This is a genomic window from Jannaschia sp. Os4, from assembly GCF_016820245.1.
GTDB lineage: Bacteria > Pseudomonadota > Alphaproteobacteria > Rhodobacterales > Rhodobacteraceae > Jannaschia.
In genome coordinates, this window is the sequence record NZ_JAFCAR010000003.1 from 1 (window position 1) to 19,980 (window position 19,980).

A 19,980-nucleotide genomic window follows, 5' to 3' on the forward strand; every position below is an offset into this window, starting at 1 on the left:
GGTTCCTGCGGGGCGGGCGGGGGTGGCTTGTCCTTGGGGGCCGGCCCTTCCCCCCCCCCCCCCCCCGCCGGGGCTCCGCGCCGGACCCCGGGATACTTGGGCCAAGAAAGGGGGGGCGGTGCGGGCGAACCATAGGTTCGCCCGGATCGAGCGGGGCGGCTTGACCGTCCGGTCCCCGACGGATCACTGACCCCGATGGCGAAGCGGAGCACCAAGAGGACGACCAAGCGGCGGAAGGCGCCGCCCAAGCCGCCGCCGTGGCGGCGGGCGCTGCGCTGGGCCGCGCGCGGGGTGGTCGCCGTCGTCGCGCTCGTGGTGCTGTGGGTGGCGGCCTATCGGTGGATCGACCCGCCGACGACGCCCTACATCGCCGCCGAGGCGGCGCGGCTGGGGGCGGTCGAGCGGGTCTGGTTGGACATGGACGACATCGATCCGGTGATGATGCGGTCCGCCGTGGCCGCCGAGGACGCGGATTTCTGCAACCATTGGGGCTTCGACCTCGACGCGATCCGGGGGGCCATCGAGGCGGGCGGGTCGCGGGGCGCGTCCACCATCAGCCAGCAGGTCGTGAAGAACGTGTTCCTGTGGCACGGACGGTCGTGGGCGCGGAAGGGTCTGGAGGCCGGGCTGACCCCGCTGATGGAGGCGCTCTGGCCCAAGCGGCGCATCCTCGAGGTCTATCTCAACGTGGCGGAGTTCGACGAGGGCGTGTTCGGCGTCGAGGCGGGGGCGCGGCGCTACTTCGGGGTGTCGGCGGGCGATCTGACGGCCGAGCAGGCGGCGCGCCTGGCCGCCGTGCTGCCCGCGCCGAAGCGGTGGTCGGCGCGCGCGCCGTCGGACCGGGTGGCGCGGCGCGCGCGGGCCATCGCCGACGGGGCGGCCACGATCCGCCGGGACGGGCGGGCCGATTGCTTCGGCGGGGCTTGATGGGACGCGCGGGCGACGTATGACCGGAGGCATGATCCAGCTCATCCATTTTCCCCTGTCGCCGTTCAGCCGGAAGGTCCGCCTCTTGCTCGCCGAGAAGGGGCTGCAGGTGGAGCTGGTGGAGGAGCGCTACTGGGAGCGGGAGCCGGAGTTCCTGCGCCGCAACGCCGCCGGCAAGGTGCCGGTGCTGCGGATCGACGGGCACACGCTGTCGGACAGCGCGGCGATCTGCGAGTATCTCGAGGAGACGCGGCCGGAGCCCGCGCTGCTGCCGTCCGACCCGAGGGCCCGGGCGGAGGTGCGGCGGCTGGTGGGGTGGTTCGACGACAAGTTCCACCGGGAGGTGACCGAGGGGCTGGTGGGCGAGCGGGTGATGAAGAAGGTCATGCGCGCGGGCCACCCGGACGGGACCAAGATCGGGCGGGCGGCGAAGGCGATCAGCTTCCATCTCGACTACATGGACTGGCTCTTGGACCGGAACCGCTGGCTCGCGGGGCGGGAGATGTCGCTTGCGGACTTCGCGGCCGCCGCGCACCTGAGCGTGCTCGACTATCAGGCGGACGTGGACTGGGAGCGGTCGCAGCTGGTGCGGCAGTGGTATTCGGCCATCAAGTCGCGGCCCGCGTTCCGGACGATCCTCGCGGACGTGGTGCCGGGGTTCCGTCCGGCGCCGCACTACGCGGACCTGGACTTCTGAAGGACCGGCTGATCGCGCGGGCGCGGGCCGAGGGGTTCGTCGGCGTCGGCGTGTGCGGGCCGCACGCGATCCCGGAGGCGCCCGCGCGGCTGGGGCGGTTCCTGTCGGACGGGCATCACGGGCAGATGGGCTGGATGGGCGAGCGGGTGGCGTGGCGGGGCGATCCGCGCGCGCTGTGGCCCGAATGCCGGTCGGTGGTGATGTTGGCGCACAGCTACGCGCCGGAGCACGATCCGCTGGACGACGTGGGCCGCGCGGGCACGGGCGCGGTGAGCGTCTACGCGCAGGGGCGGGACTACCACGACGTGGTGAAGAAGGCCCTGAAGCGGGTGGGGCGGTGGCTGGTCGAGGAGGCCGGGTGCGCGATCAAGGTCTTCGTGGACACGGCGCCGGTGATGGAGAAGCCGTTGGCGCAGGCGGCGGGTCTCGGCTGGCAGGGGAAGCACACGAACCTGCTGTCGCGGGACTGGGGGAACTGGGCGTTCCTCGGGGCGATCTTCACCACGCTGGAGTTGGAGCCGGACGCGCCGGAGGGGGAGCATTGCGGGTCGTGCACCAAGTGCCTCGACATCTGCCCGACGGATGCGTTCCCGGCGCCGTTCCGGCTCGATGCGACGCGCTGCGTCTCGTACCTGACGATCGAGCATCGGGGACCGGTGGACCCCGCGTTGCGGCGGGGGATCGGCAACCGGGTGTACGGCTGCGACGACTGCCTCGCGGTGTGCCCGTGGAACAAGTTCGCGGTGGCGGCCGCGGACCTGCGGTACCACGGGCCGCATCGGGCACCGTCGCTGGGGGCGTTGGTCACCTTGGACGACGCGGGGTTCCGGGCGCGGTTCGCGGGCAGCCCGATCAAGCGGATCGGGCGGGACCGGATGGTGCGCAACGCGCTCTATGCGATCGGGAACGACCTGCGGGACGGGGGCGACCCGGCGTTGGCAGAGGTGGCGCGGGAGCTAGTGGACGACCCGGACGAGGGGGTCGCGGACGCGGCGCGGTGGGCTGTGGAGCAGGTGGCATGAGGGGTCGCGTGCCGAGGAGGAGATGGGGTGGAACCCCATCCTACGGGCGACGGGGCGCGCCGCTCCGGCATGGACGCGCCCGTTCCGAGGGAGGCCCCCGCGCGGGGGCGGGGGCGTGAGCGTCCTTCTGTCGTTCGGGCACGGGTATTCGGCGCGCGCGCTGGTGCCGCTGCTGGACGGGTGGCGCGTGGTGGGGACGACGCGGTCGGTGGAGAAGGCCAAGGCGCTGCGCGCCGAGGGGGTGGAGCCGGTGATGTTCGGCGATCCCGTGCCCTTAAGCGAGACGACTCATGTGATGACATCGGCCGCGCCGGACGAGGGCGGCGATCCGGTGCTGCGGACCTACGGGGACGCCCTGCGCCGCCACCTGCGGCCGGGGCAGTGGGTGGGCTACCTGTCGACCACGGGCGTCTACGGCGACCACGGCGGCGGCTGGGTGGACGAGGAGACGCCGCTGACCCCCTCGACCAAGCGCGGCGAGATGCGGGTCGCGGCCGAGGCCGAATGGGCCGCGCTCTGCGCCGAGGCGGGGGCGGACCTTCACGTGTTCCGGCTGGCGGGCATCTACGGGCCGGGGCGGGGGCCGTTCGCCAAGGTGCGCGCGGGCACGGCGCGGCGGATCGTGAAGGACGGCCAAGTGTTCAGCCGCATCCACCGCGACGACATCGCGCAGGTGCTGGCCGCGTCGCTGGCGCGGCCGCATCCGGGAGGCCGGGCCTACAACCTGTGCGACGACGACCCCGCGCCGCCGCAGGACGTGATCGCCCATGCGGCGGAGCTGCTCGGCCTGCCGGTGCCGCCCGCGATTCCCTATGGCGAGGCGGAGATGACGCCGATGGCGCGCAGCTTCTATGCCGAGTCCAAGCGCGTGCGGAACGACCGCATCAAGGACGAGCTCGGCGTGCGGCTGATCCACCCGACCTATCGGCAGGGACTTGCCTCACTTTTGGACGAAGGCGCCTGAGGGCGTTTCCCGAACGCGCCGATTCGGTGTAGCCTCCCGTCCGAGCGCCCGGAGAGGCGTGGCGACGAGTGGATGGTGTGCGATGTACGTGAACCGCAGGCGGGCCTTGGCCCTCGGCGCGGGCGGGTTGATCTTCTCGGTCAGCGCCTGCTCGAAGTTCGTGACCTATGACGGGCCGGAGGTCACCCGCGTGGTGGTCCAGAAGGAGCCGCGCCGGATGCTGCTGATGCATCACGGGCAGGTTCTGGTGGACCACCGCGTGCAGCTGGGCTTCACGCCCTACGGCCACAAGGAACGGCAGGGCGACGGACGCACCCCCGAGGGGCGCTACCACGTGGACCGGCGCAACCCGGACTCCTCGTTCTTCCTGTCGGTGGGGATCGACTACCCCAACGCCGCCGACCGCGCCTATGCGCGGGACATGGGCGTCGATCCGGGCGGGGACATCTTCATCCACGGCTGGGGGCCGCAGCGCCGCCACAAGGACCGCGACTGGACGGCGGGCTGCATCGCGGTGACGAACCGGCAGATGAAGCTTGTCTACGCGATGGTCCGCACCGGCACCCCGGTCGACATCTTCGGCAAGCCCGATCCGGTCGAGGCCGCGCCGCCGACGGCCGCGGTGGAGGGCGAATCGCCCCGTCCGGGCGAGGGCGGGCTGCCCGCGGGGACGGACCCCGCGATCGAGGAGATCCTCAACGAGGTCTTCCCCGAGGGCGTTCCCACCTGATCGTGCGATTCCCGGGGCGGGCCCCGCCGCGCCCCGGGGCGGGCGTCAGGCCGCGCCGGGCACCGTGCCCCCGGGCGCGGTGCCGGTGGTGAGCGTCCACCAGATCTTGCCGTTGCCTTCCTGGTAGAAGGCGAAGCCCATCAGCCGCGCCTCCCGGTCGAGCAGCACGCGGCGGGCGCCCGGCTCCTGCATCCACGCGGCGACCGTCTCGAGCTCGGACTCGTAGGTCTCCGAGATCGCCTCGCCGAGGAGGCGTCCGCGGAAGCCGGCCCGCCGGGCGCGGTCGATGGGCGAGGAGCCGTCCGAGCCGAAGTGCCACGGGCGGTTCTGGAGCGACATGTCGCGCGAGTGGGTGGCTGCGGCCGCCGAGAGTTGCGGGTCCAGCGCCAAGGCGGGCGCGCCGGCCCCTTGCCGCAAGGCGTTCACGGCGTCGAGCGCGCGGAAGGGGACGCGCTTCGCGTCGCGGCTGGAGATGCGGTAGAGCTTCGGCAGCGGCTGTCCGTCCGGCCCCGTGCGCGGGGCCTCGCCCGTGGTGGCGCAGGCCGAAAGCGTGGCGGCGCCCATGAGGGCGAGCGCGGTGCGGCGGTCCATGATTGTCGTTCCCCGTCCTGTCCGGCGGGCCGGTCGCCCGGCCCCGGTCGGCGGGACTATAGGGGAGCATGGCGCGAGGCAAACGCCACGTTTCCGGCATCTGGGCGGAGATTCGCGCGCGCGGCGCGGGCCTCCGCCGGGCGGCGGTCTTTGGAGATAAGGGGTGGACGGCGGCCCACGTCCGGGCGACGATCGACGCGACGAGGCCGCACTGTCCCTGCGGGGTGTTGCGTATTTGACGACAGCGTCACGAGGGGGACTCTTGACGTTGCAATGCCCCCCCCACCCTGCTTAACCCGACTCCAGAGGTCCAGTCTTGGGTGCCACCTGAGTGGCGGCTGTCGCCTCATCGATGGCGTATCTTTGGAGGAAACCATGAAGAAAATCGCTCTCGCCGCCGCGCTCGCCGCTGCCGGTTCCACCGCCTTCGCCGGCAACATCGAGCCCGTGGCCGTCGAGCCCGTCGTGATCGTCGAGGACACCTCCTCGTCCGCGTCCGGCATCGTCGTTCCGCTGATCGCGCTGATCCTGATCGCCGCGGCCGTCGCCGCCGACTGATCCACGGTCACACCGCACAGGGAAAGGGGCGTCCTTCGGGGCGCCCTTTTCTATTCGGGCAACGGTACCACGAGGCCGCGCTTGACCGCGCGCATGGCGACCGAGGTGCGGAAGCGGCGGACGTTGGCGTCGTCGAAGAACATCCGGCGGCTGAACGCCTCGAAGGCGGCCATGTCGGGCGCTAGGACCACCAGCACGAAATCCGCCTCGCCGGTGACGTACCAGCACTGCTGGACCATCGGCTCGGCCCGCGCCGCGCGGGCGAAGGCGTCGATGCGGTCGGCCTGCTCGCGCTCCAGCTCCACCTGCACGAGGAAGGTCGTCGGCGCCCCCACCGCCGCCGGATCGACCAACGCGACCGTCCGGTCGATCGCGCCGCCGTCCCGCAACCGCCTGAGGCGCCGCTGCACCGTGGCGGGGCTGAGCCCGGTCTCGGCGGCGAGCGCGTCGAGGCGGCGGTCGGCATCCGCTTGGAGGAGGCGGAGCAGGGTGAGGTCGTGGGGGTCGAGATCCATGCGGGGATCGGGGCATCCGGCCCGCTCGGATGCAAGGATTTCCCGCGCGGGCCCCTTGGTTCGACCTGATCCCCTCGTGCCCTTGCGGTAGCATGCGGCCATGTTCGACTTCGACCGCCCCGCGCGCCTTCTGGCGCTCTGCCCCGCCTACCGCGCCACGCCGTTGCACAGGCACGGCCCCCTCTGGATCAAGGACGAGGGCGATCGGATGGGCCTCGGCGCGTTCAAGGCGCTGGGCGGGGTCCACGCGGCGGCGATCCTGCTCGCGCGGGCGCGGGGCGTTGCGCCCGCGGAGGTGCACGGGACCACGGGGCCGGAGGTGCTGGTCTGCGCCAGCGCGGGCAATCACGGCCTGTCGGTCGCCACGGGCGCGCGGCTGTTCGGGGCGCGGGCGCGGGTGCATCTGGCCGGGAGCGTGCCGGAGGTGTTCGCCGACCGCCTGCGCGCCAAGGGGGCTGATGTGGTGCGGTCGGGGGCGACCTACGAGGCGGCGCTGGCGGCGGCCCAGGCGGATCCCACGCCGGGGGCGATGCTGCTGGCCGACGGGGCGTGGCCGGGCCACGAGGGGCCGCCGCGCTTGGTGATGGAGGGGTACCTGACCATCGCCGCCGAACTGGCCGAGCAGATGCCGACGCCGGTGGAGCGGATGTACGTCCAAGCCGGGGTCGGCGGGCTGGCCGCCGCGATGGCGGCGGGGTCGGCGCGGTGGGACCACCCGCCCGAGATCGTCGTGGTGGAGCCGGAGGCCGCCCCCTGCCTGCGCGACAGCGCCGCCGCCGGGCGGCCCGTGACGGTGGAGGGACCGGAGAGCGCGATGGGGCGGCTGGACTGCAAGGCTCCCTCGACGCTGGCCTTGGAGGTGCTGGAGGCGCGGGGCGTGCGCTACGAGGTGGTGTCGGAGGTGGAGGCCGCCGCGGCCGTGGACCATGTCGCCGACTTGGGCCATCGGACGACGCCCTCGGGCGCGGCGGGGCTGGCCTGCTGCCTGCGGGAGGGGGGCGCGGGGCTCTGCCTGATCACGGAGGGGCCGGCATGACCGACCTCGTCGCCTTCCGCCGCGACCTGCACCGGCATCCGGAGGTGGGATCGCACGTGCCCCGCACCGCCGCCGCCTTGGCCGGCGCGCTGGAGGCCGCCGGGTGGCGGGTGACGCGGGGCGTGGGCGGGCACGGGATCCTCGCGTCGCTCGGCACGGGCGCCGGTCCGCTCCTGCGGGCGGACATGGACGCCCTGCCGATCACGGAGGCGACGGGGCTGCCCTACGCCTCCGAGGTGCCCGGCGCGTTCCACGGCTGTGGCCATGACGGGCACACCGCGATGCTGCTCGGCGCGGCGGAGGCGCTGGCCGCCGATCCGCCGCCGCACGCGGTGCACCTGATGGGCCAGCCCGCCGAGGAGCAAGGGACGGGAGCGCAGGCCATGATCGCGGACGGGCTGTTCGAGCGGGTGGCGGTGACGCGGGCATGGGGCCTGCACTGCTGGCCCGGCGCGCCGGTCGGCGCGCTGTCCACGCGGGCGGGGCCGATGATGGCGCACGAGGACAACTTCGAGATCGTGGTGGAGGGCGTGGGCGGGCACGCGAGCCAGCCGCACCTGCAGGCGGACGCGATGGTGGCGGGGGCGGCCATCGTGGCCGCGTTGCAGACGGTGGTGGCGCGGACCTGCGACCCCGCCGACTTCGCGGTGCTGTCGGTGACGGGGTTCGAGACGGACGGGGCGCGCAACGTGGTGCCGTCGCGGGTGGCGATCACGGGGGACGCGCGAGGGTATTCGGACGCGGTGCGGGACGTCGTGCGCGCGGCGTCGCGGCGTGTGGCCCAAGGGGTCGCGGCGTCCCATGGCTGCGAGGCGACGGTAGCGTGGGACCAGTCCTTCGTGCCCCTCGTCAACGACGCGGACTCAGTGGCGATGGCGACGGAGGCGCTGGACCTCGACGCGGATCAGCCGCGCGTCGGCGGAGCGGAGGATTTCGCCCACGTCCTTGCCCGCGTCCCCGGTGCGTTCCTCTTCCTCGGCAACGGGACCGAGGGACCAGGCGCGCTGCCCCTGCACAATCCGGGCTTCGTGTTCGACGACCGAGCCGTCCCCCACGGTGTCGTCGCGTTGACCACGCTCGCCCGCCTCGGCTGACCCGTCCCTTTCTTGGCCGAAATATCCCGGGGGCGGCCCGCAGGGCCGGGGGCGGAGCCCCCTCGACGAAAAAAAGGCCCCCGGCTCCCGGAGCGGACTCCGGGCGCACGGGGGCCGTGAAGTTGGCCCGCCGGACATCGGAACGGCAGGCCAGGCGGTAACTGGGGGTCAGGTCATCTCGGCCCGGACCTGCTGGCGCAGGGCGTCGATGGGCACGCGCTTGCCGTCGCGCTTGAAGTGCCAATAGGTCCATCCGTTGCACGACGGCGCGCCTTCGAGGCGGGCGCCGACCTGGTGGATGGAGCCGGCGTGCTCGCCGGCTTTGAGCGACCCGTCGGCGCGGACGCGCGCGCGGGATCCGGAGGGGCCGACCAGCTCCTCGCCGGGGCGCAGCATGCCGCGCTCCACGAGGGTGCCGAAGGGCACGCGGGGCTCGGCCCGCTTGGAGGTGGTGACGGCGAGGGACGCGCGGTCGAGCGGGCGGACGTCGGCGAGGCGGGCCTCGGCCGCGGCGCGGTAGTCGGCCTCGCGCTCGATCCCGATCCAGTGGCGGCCCAGCATCTTGGCGACCGCGCCGGTGGTGCCGGTGCCGAAGAACGGGTCGAGGACCACGTCGCCGGGGTTGGTCGTGCCGACCAGCACGCGATGCAGCAGGCTCTCGGGCTTCTGGGTCGGGTGGGCCTTCTCGCCGCGCTCGTTCTTGAGCCGCTCGTGGCCGGTGCAGATCGGCAGCGTCCAGTCGGAGCGCATCTGCGTCCCGTCGTTGAGCTGCTTGAGTGCCTCGTAGTTGAAGGTGGGCTTGGACTTCTGCGAGCGCGAGGCCCAGATCAGAGTCTCATGCGCGTTGGTCAGCCGGGTGCCGCGGAAGTTCGGCATCGGGTTGGTCTTGCGCCAGATCACGTCGTTGAGCAGCCAGAACCCCTCGTCTTGGATCGCGGCGCCCATGCGGAACACGTTGTGGTAGCTGCCGATCGCCCAGAGCGCGCCGTCGGGCTTGAGCAGGCGGCGGGCCGCCTTGAGCCAGCGGCGGGTGAAGCGGTCGTACTCGGCGAAGCTGTCGAACTGGTCCCACTCGTTGTCGACGGCGTCGACGCGGGAGCCCTCGGGCCGGTGCAGGTCGCCCTGCAGCTGCAGGTTGTAGGGGGGGTCGGCGAAGATCAGGTCGACGGAGGCCGCCGGCAGCGACTCCATGACCTCGACGCAGTCGCCGGACAGAATGGTATCGGTCGGGAGGAACGCGTCCGCCCCGGTGTGCTTGCCCATGTCTCGCCTCTGTCCACCCTCTGACGGGGTGTGTTTGGTGCCTGTGGAGAACCAATCGCCCGCCGGGAGCGTGGCCGTCCACAGAACGAGTGAGGCGAGATTGGGGCCGGCCTAGCGACGCAACATGTTGTGGATCGGTGCGAAGGAGCGCCGATGATGTTGTGTGACGCCGTGGCGTTCCAGTCCCAGTCGGTGGGCGGCGGTGCCGTAGCCCATGTTCGTCTCCCAGCCGTAGCCGGGGTGGCGTTGCGCCAGCGCCACCATGCCCCGATCCCGCCACGTTTTGGCGACGACGCTGGCGGCGGCGATGGAGAGCGAGACGGAGTCGCCCTTCACCACCGTGCGGACCGCGCAGGGGAGGTCGGGACGGTCGCTCCCGTCCACGAGCGCGAGGTCGGGGCGCACCGGCAGGGCGGCGACCGCGCGGGCCATGGCGAGGTGGGTGGCGCGCCGGATGCCCATCCCGTCGATCTCCTCGACGGACGCCTCGCCGATCCCGTGCCACGCGACGTCGCGCAGCCACGGCTCCATCGCGCCGCGGACCTTGGCCGAGAGCTTCTTGGAGTCGTCCAGCCCCGGCGGGCAGGGGCCGCGCAGGATCACGGCGCAGGCGGTGACGGGCCCGGCCCACGGGCCGCGCCCCACCTCGTCCACGCCGGCGACGCGGAGCGCGCCGCCCGCGCGGGCGGCGCGCTCGAGGGATAGGTCGGGTCCGGTCATGGACCCGTGGGTGCCTCAGCGGCGCGCGACCTGCCAGCCCTCGTTCCGCAGGCAGCCGGGCCCGTAGTAGTGCAGCCCGGCGCGGCCCCGCTCGCGGCGCAGGCACCGGGCCTGCATGCAGCGCGCGCCGTAGCCGATCCGATGGCCGTTGCGGGCGCGCACCTCGCGGCGGCACGCGGCGGGCGCGACCTTGGCGCGGCGCGGCGGCTCGGGCTTCGCCGCGCGCTCGGCGCGCCGCTCGCGGGCGCGCTCCTCCTCGCGGCGCTCGTCCCGCCGCTCCTTGAGCAGGTAGACGAGCGCCAGCCCTCCGAGGACGGTGGCGATCGCCTCGGGGCTCGGGCCGCGCCGAGGGGCGTCGGCGAGGGCCGGGGCGGCGGGAAGGGCGAGCGACAGCGCGAGCAGCGCGGCGGCGAGGGTGCGAAGGGGACGTGTGAACATCGGCGGGCCTCCGGGGTTCGGGTTGCGATGGTCCCGGGGTCGCGCCGGGGCCGCCGATCCCGCAATGACCCCGCCGGGTCATCGCATGACGCCCCACGCGAGGTTGCATGACACGTCCCGAGCCCCCATCCCTGCGGTCCATGACACGCACGCTTCCCTTCCTCGCGCTCCTCGCGGCGCTGGCGGGCCCGCCGGACCCGGTCGCCGCGCAGGACGCCGCCTGCTACGCCGACTACAAGGCCAGCCGGTCCGACCCCTTGCGCCTGCACTACGGCGTGGTGGAACTGGAGGGCGACGACTGCACCCGCGAGGCCGCCGAGGCGGCGCTGGCGGCGCGGCTGCCGGAGGAGTGGAACCTCCTCGAGGTGATGGACGTGTTCGGCCCCGAGGGCCTCGATCGGAGACGCGAGAGTGCCGGCGACTTCTACCTCCTCTACTGAGCCGATCATCACCGCCACGCGGACCGCGGGGGCGCGCCTGCTGGGCTGGGGCATCGCCGCCGTGGTGGCGATCCTCGGGCTGGCCGCCGTCCTGCTCTTCGCGACGCTGCCGGACGGGGACGCGTTCGACCGCCGGGTCGAGCGGCTCTTCGTCGAGATGGAGACGCTGCCCGGCGGGCAGGAGATCCGCCTGCTGGAGATCCTCGCGCAGTCGGGCTCGGCCTTCTCGGAGGTGCTGTCGGGCTACCGCACGATCATCTTCGTGCTGATGGTGTTCGCCACCGCGCTGCTGATCGCCTGCGTCGTGTTCCTCGTGGCGCTCGTGCTGCTGAACCGCCGGATGGGCGAGATCGAGCGCTCGGGCATCCAAGTGACCTCGCTCGTGCTGTCGCGGGCGGAGAACATGGTGCTGCTCAACGATCTCGAGCTGAAGCTCACGGACGCGGCGATGGAGACGATGGCCGTGCTGGCGGAGGCGCGGCTGGACGGCGACGTGCTGACGGGCGCGCAGATCGAGGCGATGATCACCGGGCGCTCGGCGGAGGAGTGCGACGAGGCGTCGGGCGCGACGCGGATCAAGCGGCTCCGCGATGCGCTGGGCAACCAGTTGGTGACCGCGCTGCTGATCCGGAACATCACGCGGCAGGGCTACGTCCTGACGCTCGATCCCAAGGTCATCCGGATGGAGTGAGGGCGGCGGCGGGCTAGGTCTGCCCCATGCGCTACCCCGAGACGCCCGACGGGCGCTACTTCGTCGCCAAGGGGCGCCTGTGGCGGAAGTCCGACCCGTCCCTGCCCGAGGATGCGCGGCAGGCCGCCGTGCGCGACCTCATGGCAGCGCGCCGGGCGGTGCGGGACGCGGACACGCCCGACGCCACGCGCGCCGCGCGCGCGCGGGTGCAGGAGGCGAAGGTGCGGCTGGGCGAGCGGGGGCCGCCTTGGTGGGAGGACGGCGCGCCCGACGTGACGCGCCGCGCGCCGTGGAACACGGCCTATTCCGGATGGTGGGACGGATTGCCCGAGGCCGAGCGCGCGCGGGGCCTCGACTAGTCCATCACGCCGGATTCCTCGTAGAACCGAACCGCGCCGCGATGCAGCGGGACCGCCACCCCGTCGAGCGCGGTCCCGGGCGTGATCTCGGACCCCTTCGGGTGGCCTGCGGCGAGACGGTCGCGCGTGGCGTCGGAGAAGAGCGCGCGGGTGATCTCGTAGATCACGTCCTCGGGCACGTCGGCATGGGTGAACCAATGCGCCCCGACGGAGACGGTCTCGACGCCGGGCACGCCTGCATAGGCGCCGTCGGGCACCGTCGAGCGCTCGAGGAAGCCGTGGAGCCAGAGCAGCTCGACGGCCACGTCGCCGTCGATCGGCACGAGGCGGATCGGCGCCCGGGCCGCGAGGTCAGCGATGGCCGCCGTCGGGTAGCCCGCGACCACCACGAACGCGTCGATGCGCCCCTCGACCAGCGCGTCCGCCGCCTCGCGCCCGCCGAAGGTCTCGACGGCGTACTGGTCCGAGCGCAGGCCGACCGCCTCGAGGATCAGGCGCCCGTCCACGTGGGTGCCGGACCCCACCTCGTCGAGCGCGATGCGCTTGTTCTGCAGATCCTCCAACGTCTCGACCGCGCTCTCGGCGAGGGTCACGACGTGGATGTGCTCGGGATAGAGGGCCGCGATGGTGCGGAGGTCCTCGGCGGGCGGGCGGCCCGACCAGATGCCGGACCCCTCCGAGGCCCAGAAGCCGATGTCGGACTGGGCGAAGCCGGAGGCGCGGCGCCCGTCCATGATGGCCTCGATGTTGTCGAGCGAGCCGCGCGTCACGAGGGGCACGAGGGTAAGCCCCGCCTGCGGCCCGACCGCGTCGGCGATGATGCGGGCGACGGGCGCGTAGGTCAGCGTCGCGCTGCCCGTGCCGATCGTGAACTCCTCGGCCTGCGCGGTGCAGGCCAGCGCCGTCACGAGCGCCATCGCGTGTCTCAACATGGATCGATCCCCCCGCCGGGACGATTCCCCGCTGCGGCCGGTCTGGCAAGGGGGCGCCGCGCGCGGCTATGGGAGGGCATGACCCGATATGCCTCGCCCGCCGGCGGCCTGCCGCCCCAGACCCACCTCACCACGGGCCGCGCCGTGCTCACCGACGCCTACGCGGTGATCCCCCGCGGCGTGCAGACGGACATCGTGACGTCGGCCCTGCCGGGATGGGAGGGGATGCGGATGTGGGTGCTGGCGCGGCCACTGTCCGGCTTCGCCGAGACGTTCTTCCAAGCGGGGGTCGAGCTGGCGCCCGGCGGCGGGTCGGAGCGGCCCGAGGCGGACCCGGAGGCGCAGTCGGTGGTGTTCGTGACGCGGGGGGCGCTGGTGCTGACCGTCGAGGGGGCGGCGCACGAGATGGCGCCGGGGGGCTATGCCTACCTGCCCGCCGGATGCGCTTGGACGATGCGGTCGGAGGACGGCGCCGCGTTCCAGTGGATCCGCAAGCGCTACGTGCCCGCCGAGGGGGTGGACCGGCCCGAGCCCTTCGTCACCACCGACGACGCCGAGGCGCCGGTCCCGATGCCCGACACGGACAGGGCGTGGGCGACGCGCCGGTTCGTCGATCCGGCGGACCTGCGCCACGACATGCACGTCAACGTCGTCACCTTCCAGCCGGGCGGGGCGATCCCGTTCCTCGAGACGCACGTGATGGAGCACGGGCTCTACGTGCTGGAGGGGAAGGCGGTCTATGCGCTCAACGACGACTGGGTGGAGGTGGAGGCGGGCGACTTCATGTGGCTGCGCGCGTTCTGCCCGCAGGCCTGCTATGCGGGCGGGCCGGGGCCGTTCCGGTACCTGCTCTACAAGGACGTGAACCGGATGCCGGGCTGGCTGGGGTGACGGGCGCGGCGCGCGTCCGTCGAGCCCCGGTCGGGGCGGGTTCACCCCGCGGCCACCTCCCACGGCTCGTCGAAGCGGTGCTCCTCGAGGTTCGGTCGATCCCCCGCGTAGTCCACCACGGCGAACAGCCCCGGCGCGTGCAGCGGCGTGAGGACGCCGTGCCACGTGCCTCGGTGGAACTGGATGCCCATGTGGGGCGCGGTGAGGAACGCCTGCGGCACCGCCTCCGGCCCGTCCGAGACGATCACGAGGAAGGGGTGGGCGGTCATCGGCAGGAAGGCTTGGGAGCCGATGGGGTGCCGCTCGATGAGGTCGAGCGCGTAGGGCAGGCGCCGCGCCTCCGCCTCGAAGACCGAGACCGACACCTCCCCGTCCGCCACGTCGGGGCGGCACTGGTCGTGCCAGCGGTGGCAGAGGCCCGCGTTGATGAGGCGGTCCTCGCCCCGCCCGGCGGCGACGATCGTGCCGTAGGGGGCGAAGGCGGCCTCCGTGAGCGGGCCCGCCGCGATCCGCCTCACCACGCCATCGCCTCCAGCCGCAGGCGCGCGATCCGCTCCACCTGACGCTCCGCCTCGGCCCGCTCGGTGGCAGTGTCGTGGGCCGCGCGCCTCTCCATCGCGGCCATGATCCCCGCCTTGTCGTGGTCGCGGACGGCGATGATGAAGGGGAAGCCGTGCCGCTCGACGTAGTCCGCGTTGAGCCGCTGGAACGCGGCCCGCTCGTCGTCGGTCAGCAGGTCCAGCCCCGCGCTCGCCTGCTCGGCCGTCGAGTCCGCCGTCAGCCGCCCGGCGGCCGCGAGCTTGCCCGCGAGGTCGGGGTGGGCTCGGAGCACCTCCAGACGGGCTTCGTCGGAGCCGGCGCGGAAGGCCCGGGCCATCGCGGCGTGGAGGCCGGCGGCGGAGTGGTGGGCGGGGCCGAGTTCCGACTCCCACGCGCGCTCGGCCACCCAAGGGGAGTGCTCGAAGACGCCGCCGAAGCGGTCGACGAAGGCGGCCCGGTCCATCTCGGGCACGGTCGGGCCGTCGCCGACCTCCCGGTCGGAGAGGGGGGCCGCGGTGCCGCCGGGACGGGTGGCGTCCCAGTGGCGCGCGATGTCGGCTCGGGTGGCGATCCAGACGTCGTCGTGCCGCGCCACGTGGTCGAGGAAGCGGCGCAGCGCCTCGGCCCGTCCGGGCCGCCCTGCGAGGCGGCAGTGCAGGCCCACCGTCATCATGCGCCCGCCCTCCCGGTGCAGGCAGTCGAACGTGTCGCGCAGGTACGTCTCCCACGACGCCCCGTCCGCGTGCCCGGCTTGGATGGCGAAGCGCATGTCGTTGGCGTCCAGCGTGTAGGGCAGGATCAGCTGCTCCGCGTCGCCGATCCGCACCCGGTAGGGCAGGTCGTCGGCATAGCTGTCCGAGACGTAGAGCGGCGCGGCCTCCTCGTGGGCGAGGCGCACGGTGCTCATGGAGCAGCGGCCGGTGTACCAGCCCTCGGGCCTCGTCCCCGTGACCGCCTCGTGGAGCGCGAGCGCCTCGCGGATGGCGGCGCGCTCCTCGGCCTCGGGCATGTCCCTGTGCTCGACCCACTTCAGCCCGTGGGACGCGATCTCCCACTCCGCCGCCCGCATCGCCTCAACCTGCGCGGGGGAGCGGGCGAGGGCGGTGGCGACGCCGTAGACCGTGACGGGCAGGTGACCCAGCATCCGGTGCAGCCGCCAGAACCCGGCCCGGGCGCCGTACTCGTAGATCGATTCCATGTTCCAATGCCGCTGCCCCGCCCACGGCTGCGCGCCCGTGATCTCGGACAGGAACGCCTCGGAGGCGGGGTCGCCGTGCAGGACGTTGTTCTCGCCCCCCTCCTCGTAGTTGAGGACCAGCGACAGGGCGATGCGCGCGCCGCCCGGCCACGCGGCCTCGGGGGGCGTCGGGCCGTGGCCGAGCAGGTCGCGGGGGTAGCGTGGCGGCATGGGCGGATCCTCCGTGCGCCGGTCCTACACCGGAGGCGCGGCGCTGCGCCACGGGGCCATTCTACGCGGCGCGCGGAGGTGCTAGCGGCGGGGCGGAGAGACGGAGGGGCGCGGGATGTACGACTTTGCGGTGCTGTGGGACTTCGTGTCCTTCGCGGTGCGCTGGCTGCACGTGATCACCGCGATGGCGTGGATCGGGGCGTCCTTCTACTTCATCGCGCTCGACCTCGGGCTGCGGAGGTCGCCCGACCTGCCCGACGGCGCCTACGGCGAGGAATGGGAGGTCCACGGCGGGGGCTTCTACAACACGGTGAAGTACACCGTCGCGCCCGACCGGCTGCCCGAGCACCTGACGTGGCACAAGTGGCAGTCCTACATGACGTGGATCAGCGGCGCGGGCCTCCTCGCCATCGTCTACTGGGCGGGGGCGGAGCTGTTCCTGATCGACCCTGCGAAGTGGGACCTCACGACGTGGCAGGCGATCGGCCTGTCGGCGGGGTTCATCGCGCTGGGCTGGCTCGGCTACGACGCGCTGTGCCGCTCGCCGCTGCGGTCCAACCCCACGGCGGTGATGCTCGTGCTCTTCGCGGGGATCGTCGCGTCCTCGTGGCTTCTGCACGAGACGTTCACGGGGCGGGCGGCGCAGCTGCACCTCGGCGCGATGACGGCGACGATCATGACGGGCAACGTGTTCTTCGTGATCATGCCGAACCAGCGGATCGTGGTGGCCGACCTCAAGGCCGGGCGGGTGCCCGACGCCAAGTACGGGCAGATCGCCAAGCTGCGCTCGACCCACAACAACTACCTGACGCTGCCGGTGATCTTCCTGATGCTGTCGAACCACTACCCGACCGCCTTCGCGGTACCGGGGGCGTGGCTTATGGGACCGCTGGTCTTCCTCGTGGGCGTCGCGGTGCGCCACTACTTCAACACCCTGCACGCGACGGGGCGGGGGCCGCTCTGGACGTGGGGGGTGGCGGCGGTGCTGTTCGTGATCGTCGCATGGCTCGGGGCCGCGCCGATGTGGACCGGGGCCGCCACCGAGGCCGCCGAGGCGCGCGCCCTGTCGGAGGCGGAGATGGCCTTCGTCGCCTCGCCTCACTTCGAGGCGGCGGCCGACGTCGTGCGGGGCCGCTGCTCCATGTGCCACGCGCGCGAGCCGTTCTGGGACGGCATCCGCTGGGCGCCGAAGGGGGTCGTCCTCGAGACGGACGGGGACATCGCGCGCCATGCGCGCGAGATCCACCTCCAATCGGCGGCCTCCCACGCGATGCCGCCCGCCAACCTCACCGGGATGGAGCCGGCGGAGCGGGCGCTGGTGGCGCGGTGGTACCGCTCCGGGGGCTGAGGCCCGTCCCGATCCCCGCCGCCGCCATCGCGTCGCGCAGCGCGCCGAACGGCACGGCCCCGCCCGCCTCGTCCGGCGCCTGCCGCAGCAGGTCCGTCAGCGGCCCCTCGAGGGCGAGCGCGCGGTCCACCTCCGGGTCCGAGCCCTTCGCGTAGGCCCCCATCCGGATCAGGTCCTCCATGTCGGCGTGCCGTGCGTGCGCCCGGCGGGCGGCGGCGACGAGCCCGGCCTCTTCCGGGGCGTGGCAGCCGGGCATCGCGCGCGAGACGCTCCGCAGCAGGTCCACCGCCGGGAAGCGCCCCCGTTCGGCCACCGCGCGGTCGAGGACGACGTGGCCGTCGAGCAGGCCCCGCGCCCCGTCCGCGACGGGATCGTCCATGTCGTCCCCGTCCACGAGCACCGTGTAGAGCCCCGTCACGTCGCCCTGTCCCCCGCCGCCCGGACCGGCCCGCTCCAGCAGTTGCGGCAGTTCCGCGAAGACGGTGGGGGGATAGCCGCGCTGGGCGGGCGGCTCGCCTGCGGCGAGGCCGATCTCGCGCTGGGCATGGGCGAAGCGGGTGACGCTGTCGATCAGCAGGAGGACCGATCGGCCCGCGTCGCGGAACGCCTCCGCCACGGCGGTGGCGGTCCACGCGGCCTGCCTGCGCATCAGCGGCGGCTCGTCCCCCGTGGCGACGACGACCACCGCGCGGGCCATGCCGTCGGGGCCGAGGTCGCGCTGGATGAAGTCCTGCACCTCGCGCCCCCGCTCGCCCACGAGGCCGAGCACGACGACGTCCGCCTGCGCCCCGCGCGCCAGCATGGCTAGCAGGGTCGACTTGCCGACGCCCGACCCGGCGAAGACGCCCATGCGCTGCCCGGCGCAGAGCGGCGCGAAGAGGTCGACGGCATGGACGCCGGTGTCGATCCGCGCGCCCATGCGGCGGCGCCCGAAGGCCGGGGGCGGGGCCGCCCGGGCGGGGAAGGCCGTCCCTCCCTCGGCCGGGGGCGGGCGTCCGTCGAGCGGACGGCCCAGCCCGTCGAGCACCCGGCCCAGCCAGGCGTCGCAGGGATGGAGCGCATGCTCCCCCGCGAGCGCCTCCACAGGGTCTCCGACCGTGACGCCGCGCCAATGGCCGAAGGGCAGGACGCGCAGGCCGCCGCCGTCGGCACCGATCACCTCGGCCAAGACCGGCCCGGCCCGGCCCATCACCCGGCACCGCCCCCCGATCCCCAGCGCGCGGTCCAGCCCCCCCACGGTGAGCGCGAGCCCGGAGACGGCGCGGACCTCGCCGATCACCCGCATCGCAGGGGTCTCGCGGAGGGCGCGGGCCACAGCGGTAAAGGAGCCGTTCATGTTTTTCCCCTAGGTCGATTCGGGACGCCGGGTGGCCCCACGGGTCTGCCCGGCAATCGTGAAGGGAAAGGAAACGCGCATGGACGTCGCCCTCTTCGACCTCGCCTCGCGCCGCATGGAGTGGCTGGCCCAGGACCAGCGCGTCGTGGCCGAGAACGTGGCCAACTCCGACACGCCCGGCTTCAAGGCGCGCCGGATCGAGGATTTCGCCGCGGTGCTGTCGAACGCCGCGCCCTCGGGGCCGGCGACGACCGACGCGGCCCACATCCCCGGCCTCGGCGGGGCCGGATCGGCCCGCGTGTCGGAGGACCCGGCGGCGTGGGCGACGACGCTCGACGGCAACTCGGTCGTCCTTGAGCAGCAGGCGATCCGCTCGGCGCAGATCGACGGGGCCTACGGGCTGGCGGCGACGCTTTACAAGAAGGGGCACGACTTCATCCGCCTCGCGGCGGCGGGCAACCTCTGATGGACCCGCTCTCCTCCATCGGCCGCATCGCGGCCAGCGGGATGCACGCGCAGGGCCGGCGGCTGCAGGTCGTGGCCGAGAACGTGGCCAACGCCGAGTCCACGGGCGCGACGCCCGGCTCGGACCCGTTCCGCCGCAAGACGATCGCCTTCGCCGAGCGGGTGGACCGCGCGACGGGCGCCTCCATGGTCGAGGTGGACCGCATCGGGCGGGACCGCTCGGACTTCGACCTGCGCCACGACCCCGCGCATCCGGCGGCGGACGCGGACGGCTACGTGAAGATGCCCAACGTCAGCGCCATCCTCGAGATGTCCGACATGCGCGAGGCGGTCCGGTCCTACGAGGCCAATCTCGGCGTCTACGAATCCGCGCGCGGGATGCGCCGCCGCCTCGTCGATCTCCTGCGCTGAGGGCTAGGCCATGTCCGATCCCACCATCGTCTCCGGCGCCGCCGTCCGCGGGGCCTACGGCGCCGCCCGCGACGTGCGCCCCGCGCCGGCCGCCCGGACGGACGGCCCCGAGAGCTTCTCCGACATGGTGCGCGCGGCCGCCTCCGGCGCGGCGTCCACCGCCCGCGCGGCGGAGTCCGCCGCCGAGGGCGCCCTGCGGGGCGAGGTCGGGACGCAGCAGGTGGTCGAGGCGACCATGGAGCTCGAGACGACCCTGCGCGTCGCGGTCTCGGTCCGCGACAAGGTCGTGCAGGCCTACCAGGACATCCTGCGGATGCAGATCTGATGCGCGACGCCGACGCCTACGCCATCTTCACCGAGACGATCTGGGCGATCCTCTTCGCCGCCGGCCCGATCCTCGCCATCGCCACTGGCGTGGGCCTCGTGATCGCGCTGTTCCAAGCGCTGACCCAAGTGCAGGAGATGACCCTCACCTTCGTGCCGAAGATCGCCGCGATCTTCGTCGGCCTGATCGTGTTCGTGCCCTTCTGCTACGGGGTCGTCGCGCGGCTCGCCGAGACGGTGTTCGACCTCATCGGCGGGGGCCTGTCGTGAGGGGGTGGGG

The 19,980-nt window shown here is 73.4% G+C and carries 26 protein-coding genes; 17 read left to right on the forward strand and 9 right to left on the reverse strand.

The genetic code is table 11. The annotated features are described in order from the left end of the window. Window positions 1-195: 195 nt before the first annotated feature. The 5 genes from mtgA to JQC91_RS04910 all read left to right on the forward strand — a co-directional run bounded on the left by mtgA (window position 196) and on the right by JQC91_RS04910 (window position 4,340). Complete coding sequence (gene mtgA, locus JQC91_RS04890; RefSeq protein WP_203285683.1) at window positions 196-927, forward strand: monofunctional biosynthetic peptidoglycan transglycosylase; 732 nt, start codon at window positions 196-198, stop codon at window positions 925-927. Window positions 928-958: 31 nt separating this feature from the next. Continuing rightward, window positions 959-1,624, forward strand: a complete 666-nt coding sequence (locus JQC91_RS04895) for a glutathione S-transferase family protein (protein ID WP_203285684.1) — start codon at window positions 959-961, stop codon at window positions 1,622-1,624. Then, the gene (gene queG, locus JQC91_RS04900) at window positions 1,621-2,646 is read left to right on the forward strand and encodes a tRNA epoxyqueuosine(34) reductase QueG (protein ID WP_203286441.1); all 1,026 of its coding nucleotides are present in this window, start codon (window positions 1,621-1,623) and stop codon (window positions 2,644-2,646) included. The genes JQC91_RS04895 and queG overlap by 4 nt, the downstream gene beginning before the upstream one ends. Window positions 2,647-2,761: 115 nt before the next feature. After that, window positions 2,762-3,610, forward strand: coding sequence for an SDR family oxidoreductase (locus JQC91_RS04905; protein ID WP_203285685.1), 849 nt, complete (start codon window positions 2,762-2,764; stop codon window positions 3,608-3,610). A gap of 82 nt (window positions 3,611-3,692) precedes the next feature. Next, on the forward strand, window positions 3,693-4,340 hold the full coding sequence (locus JQC91_RS04910; RefSeq protein WP_203285686.1) for a L,D-transpeptidase family protein: 648 nt from the start codon (window positions 3,693-3,695) through the stop codon (window positions 4,338-4,340). 45 nt (window positions 4,341-4,385) lie between these two features. Here JQC91_RS04910 and JQC91_RS04915 read toward each other — a convergent pair whose 3' ends face one another. Continuing rightward, window positions 4,386-4,931 (reverse strand): CAP domain-containing protein, encoded by a 546-nt coding sequence (locus tag JQC91_RS04915; RefSeq protein WP_203285687.1) that lies wholly within the window; start codon window positions 4,929-4,931, stop codon window positions 4,386-4,388. A 375-nt stretch (window positions 4,932-5,306) separates the two neighbouring features. On the opposite strand from JQC91_RS04915, the gene JQC91_RS04920 reads away from it, so the two are divergent. After that, entirely contained in the window at window positions 5,307-5,489 is a 183-nt protein-coding gene (locus JQC91_RS04920; protein ID WP_203285688.1) for a hypothetical protein, read from the forward strand. Window positions 5,490-5,539: 50 nt separating this feature from the next. Here JQC91_RS04920 and JQC91_RS04925 read toward each other — a convergent pair whose 3' ends face one another. Then, the gene (locus JQC91_RS04925; RefSeq protein WP_203285689.1) at window positions 5,540-6,004 is read right to left on the reverse strand and encodes an Lrp/AsnC family transcriptional regulator; all 465 of its coding nucleotides are present in this window, start codon (window positions 6,002-6,004) and stop codon (window positions 5,540-5,542) included. A gap of 100 nt (window positions 6,005-6,104) precedes the next feature. Here JQC91_RS04925 and JQC91_RS04930 point away from each other — a divergent pair, with 100 nt between their 5' ends. Beyond that, window positions 6,105-7,040 carry a pyridoxal-phosphate dependent enzyme gene (locus tag JQC91_RS04930; protein WP_203285690.1) on the forward strand — a complete coding sequence of 312 codons (936 nt, stop codon included), beginning with the start codon at window positions 6,105-6,107 and terminating at the stop codon, window positions 7,038-7,040. After that, window positions 7,037-8,134: an amidohydrolase gene (locus JQC91_RS04935; RefSeq protein ID WP_203285691.1), complete on the forward strand. Its 1,098-nt coding sequence runs from the start codon at window positions 7,037-7,039 to the stop codon at window positions 8,132-8,134. The genes JQC91_RS04930 and JQC91_RS04935 overlap by 4 nt, the downstream gene beginning before the upstream one ends. Before the next feature lie 168 nt (window positions 8,135-8,302). Here JQC91_RS04935 and JQC91_RS04940 read toward each other — a convergent pair whose 3' ends face one another. The 3 genes from JQC91_RS04940 to JQC91_RS04950 form a co-directional block, all read right to left on the reverse strand. Further along, window positions 8,303-9,397 (reverse strand): site-specific DNA-methyltransferase, encoded by a 1,095-nt coding sequence (locus tag JQC91_RS04940; protein WP_203285692.1) that lies wholly within the window; start codon window positions 9,395-9,397, stop codon window positions 8,303-8,305. Between the two features lie 111 nt (window positions 9,398-9,508). Further along, window positions 9,509-10,117, reverse strand: a complete 609-nt coding sequence (locus JQC91_RS04945; RefSeq protein WP_203285693.1) for a ribonuclease HII — start codon at window positions 10,115-10,117, stop codon at window positions 9,509-9,511. A 15-nt stretch (window positions 10,118-10,132) separates the two neighbouring features. After that, window positions 10,133-10,555, reverse strand: coding sequence for a hypothetical protein (locus JQC91_RS04950; RefSeq protein ID WP_203285694.1), 423 nt, complete (start codon window positions 10,553-10,555; stop codon window positions 10,133-10,135). 140 nt (window positions 10,556-10,695) lie between these two features. Between JQC91_RS04950 and JQC91_RS04955 the strand changes: the two genes are divergently transcribed. From JQC91_RS04955 to JQC91_RS04965, 3 genes are read left to right on the forward strand one after another with little or no spacing between them, the layout of a single operon-like run. Continuing rightward, window positions 10,696-10,995: a hypothetical protein gene (locus JQC91_RS04955; protein ID WP_203285695.1), complete on the forward strand. Its 300-nt coding sequence runs from the start codon at window positions 10,696-10,698 to the stop codon at window positions 10,993-10,995. Then, window positions 10,967-11,686 carry a response regulator transcription factor gene (locus JQC91_RS04960; RefSeq protein ID WP_203285696.1) on the forward strand — a complete coding sequence of 240 codons (720 nt, stop codon included), beginning with the start codon at window positions 10,967-10,969 and terminating at the stop codon, window positions 11,684-11,686. The genes JQC91_RS04955 and JQC91_RS04960 overlap by 29 nt, the downstream gene beginning before the upstream one ends. Window positions 11,687-11,712: 26 nt before the next feature. After that, on the forward strand, window positions 11,713-12,045 hold the full coding sequence (locus JQC91_RS04965) for a hypothetical protein (RefSeq protein ID WP_203285697.1): 333 nt from the start codon (window positions 11,713-11,715) through the stop codon (window positions 12,043-12,045). On the opposite strand, the gene JQC91_RS04970 is transcribed toward JQC91_RS04965, so the two are convergent. Beyond that, window positions 12,042-12,977, reverse strand: coding sequence for a TAXI family TRAP transporter solute-binding subunit (locus JQC91_RS04970; protein ID WP_203285698.1), 936 nt, complete (start codon window positions 12,975-12,977; stop codon window positions 12,042-12,044). The two genes, JQC91_RS04965 and JQC91_RS04970, sit on opposite strands and share 4 nt — an antisense overlap. Before the next feature lie 78 nt (window positions 12,978-13,055). Between JQC91_RS04970 and JQC91_RS04975 the strand changes: the two genes are divergently transcribed. Then, entirely contained in the window at window positions 13,056-13,868 is an 813-nt protein-coding gene (locus JQC91_RS04975; protein ID WP_203285699.1) for a bifunctional allantoicase/(S)-ureidoglycine aminohydrolase, read from the forward strand. A gap of 41 nt (window positions 13,869-13,909) precedes the next feature. Here the strand turns inward: JQC91_RS04975 and JQC91_RS04980 are convergent, their stop codons facing one another. Both JQC91_RS04980 and puuE read right to left on the reverse strand, forming a co-directional pair. After that, window positions 13,910-14,389 (reverse strand): ureidoglycolate lyase, encoded by a 480-nt coding sequence (locus tag JQC91_RS04980; RefSeq protein WP_203285700.1) that lies wholly within the window; start codon window positions 14,387-14,389, stop codon window positions 13,910-13,912. After that, entirely contained in the window at window positions 14,383-15,816 is a 1,434-nt protein-coding gene (gene puuE, locus JQC91_RS04985) for an allantoinase PuuE (protein WP_203285701.1), read from the reverse strand. Before puuE ends, JQC91_RS04980 begins: the two co-directional genes overlap by 7 nt. A gap of 115 nt (window positions 15,817-15,931) precedes the next feature. On the opposite strand from puuE, the gene JQC91_RS04990 reads away from it, so the two are divergent. Continuing rightward, entirely contained in the window at window positions 15,932-17,164 is a 1,233-nt protein-coding gene (locus JQC91_RS04990; protein WP_203285702.1) for a urate hydroxylase PuuD, read from the forward strand. Here the strand turns inward: JQC91_RS04990 and JQC91_RS04995 are convergent. Continuing rightward, window positions 17,103-18,500 (reverse strand): FliI/YscN family ATPase, encoded by a 1,398-nt coding sequence (locus tag JQC91_RS04995; protein WP_203285703.1) that lies wholly within the window; start codon window positions 18,498-18,500, stop codon window positions 17,103-17,105. The genes JQC91_RS04990 and JQC91_RS04995 overlap by 62 nt on opposite strands. A 79-nt stretch (window positions 18,501-18,579) precedes the next feature. Between JQC91_RS04995 and JQC91_RS05000 the strand changes: the two genes are divergently transcribed. Genes JQC91_RS05000 through JQC91_RS05015 form a run of 4 tightly spaced genes read left to right on the forward strand, consistent with a single transcriptional unit; the run spans window position 18,580 to window position 19,970 of the window. Then, complete coding sequence (locus JQC91_RS05000) at window positions 18,580-18,966, forward strand: flagellar basal body protein (RefSeq protein WP_203285704.1); 387 nt, start codon at window positions 18,580-18,582, stop codon at window positions 18,964-18,966. Beyond that, window positions 18,966-19,376, forward strand: a complete 411-nt coding sequence (gene flgC, locus JQC91_RS05005; RefSeq protein WP_203285705.1) for a flagellar basal body rod protein FlgC — start codon at window positions 18,966-18,968, stop codon at window positions 19,374-19,376. Before JQC91_RS05000 ends, flgC begins: the two co-directional genes overlap by 1 nt. Window positions 19,377-19,386: 10 nt before the next feature. Next, window positions 19,387-19,701 (forward strand): flagellar hook-basal body complex protein FliE, encoded by a 315-nt coding sequence (locus JQC91_RS05010; protein WP_203285706.1) that lies wholly within the window; start codon window positions 19,387-19,389, stop codon window positions 19,699-19,701. Continuing rightward, window positions 19,701-19,970 carry a flagellar biosynthetic protein FliQ gene (locus tag JQC91_RS05015; RefSeq protein ID WP_203285707.1) on the forward strand — a complete coding sequence of 90 codons (270 nt, stop codon included), beginning with the start codon at window positions 19,701-19,703 and terminating at the stop codon, window positions 19,968-19,970. The genes JQC91_RS05010 and JQC91_RS05015 overlap by 1 nt, the downstream gene beginning before the upstream one ends. Window positions 19,971-19,980 lie beyond the last annotated feature (10 nt).

What these genes read in the sequence shown, in the direction of transcription:
- mtgA (WP_203285683.1), top strand. Translation starts at nt 196, where the DNA reads ATGGCGAAGCGGAGCACCAAGAGGACGACCAAGCGGCGGAAGGCGCCG.
- JQC91_RS04895 (WP_203285684.1), top strand. Translation starts at nt 959, where the DNA reads ATGATCCAGCTCATCCATTTTCCCCTGTCGCCGTTCAGCCGGAAGGTC.
- JQC91_RS04910 (WP_203285686.1), top strand. Translation starts at nt 3,693, where the DNA reads ATGTACGTGAACCGCAGGCGGGCCTTGGCCCTCGGCGCGGGCGGGTTG.
- JQC91_RS04915 (WP_203285687.1), bottom strand. Translation starts at nt 4,931, where the DNA reads ATGGACCGCCGCACCGCGCTCGCCCTCATGGGCGCCGCCACGCTTTCG.
- JQC91_RS04920 (WP_203285688.1), top strand. Translation starts at nt 5,307, where the DNA reads ATGAAGAAAATCGCTCTCGCCGCCGCGCTCGCCGCTGCCGGTTCCACC.
- JQC91_RS04925 (WP_203285689.1), bottom strand. Translation starts at nt 6,004, where the DNA reads ATGGATCTCGACCCCCACGACCTCACCCTGCTCCGCCTCCTCCAAGCG.
- JQC91_RS04930 (WP_203285690.1), top strand. Translation starts at nt 6,105, where the DNA reads ATGTTCGACTTCGACCGCCCCGCGCGCCTTCTGGCGCTCTGCCCCGCC.
- JQC91_RS04935 (WP_203285691.1), top strand. Translation starts at nt 7,037, where the DNA reads ATGACCGACCTCGTCGCCTTCCGCCGCGACCTGCACCGGCATCCGGAG.
- JQC91_RS04940 (WP_203285692.1), bottom strand. Translation starts at nt 9,397, where the DNA reads ATGGGCAAGCACACCGGGGCGGACGCGTTCCTCCCGACCGATACCATT.
- JQC91_RS04945 (WP_203285693.1), bottom strand. Translation starts at nt 10,117, where the DNA reads ATGACCGGACCCGACCTATCCCTCGAGCGCGCCGCCCGCGCGGGCGGC.
- JQC91_RS04950 (WP_203285694.1), bottom strand. Translation starts at nt 10,555, where the DNA reads ATGTTCACACGTCCCCTTCGCACCCTCGCCGCCGCGCTGCTCGCGCTG.
- JQC91_RS04955 (WP_203285695.1), top strand. Translation starts at nt 10,696, where the DNA reads ATGACACGCACGCTTCCCTTCCTCGCGCTCCTCGCGGCGCTGGCGGGC.
- JQC91_RS04965 (WP_203285697.1), top strand. Translation starts at nt 11,713, where the DNA reads ATGCGCTACCCCGAGACGCCCGACGGGCGCTACTTCGTCGCCAAGGGG.
- JQC91_RS04970 (WP_203285698.1), bottom strand. Translation starts at nt 12,977, where the DNA reads ATGTTGAGACACGCGATGGCGCTCGTGACGGCGCTGGCCTGCACCGCG.
- JQC91_RS04975 (WP_203285699.1), top strand. Translation starts at nt 13,056, where the DNA reads ATGACCCGATATGCCTCGCCCGCCGGCGGCCTGCCGCCCCAGACCCAC.
- puuE (WP_203285701.1), bottom strand. Translation starts at nt 15,816, where the DNA reads ATGCCGCCACGCTACCCCCGCGACCTGCTCGGCCACGGCCCGACGCCC.
- JQC91_RS04990 (WP_203285702.1), top strand. Translation starts at nt 15,932, where the DNA reads ATGTACGACTTTGCGGTGCTGTGGGACTTCGTGTCCTTCGCGGTGCGC.
- JQC91_RS04995 (WP_203285703.1), bottom strand. Translation starts at nt 18,500, where the DNA reads ATGAACGGCTCCTTTACCGCTGTGGCCCGCGCCCTCCGCGAGACCCCT.
- JQC91_RS05000 (WP_203285704.1), top strand. Translation starts at nt 18,580, where the DNA reads ATGGACGTCGCCCTCTTCGACCTCGCCTCGCGCCGCATGGAGTGGCTG.
- flgC (WP_203285705.1), top strand. Translation starts at nt 18,966, where the DNA reads ATGGACCCGCTCTCCTCCATCGGCCGCATCGCGGCCAGCGGGATGCAC.
- JQC91_RS05010 (WP_203285706.1), top strand. Translation starts at nt 19,387, where the DNA reads ATGTCCGATCCCACCATCGTCTCCGGCGCCGCCGTCCGCGGGGCCTAC.
- JQC91_RS05015 (WP_203285707.1), top strand. Translation starts at nt 19,701, where the DNA reads ATGCGCGACGCCGACGCCTACGCCATCTTCACCGAGACGATCTGGGCG.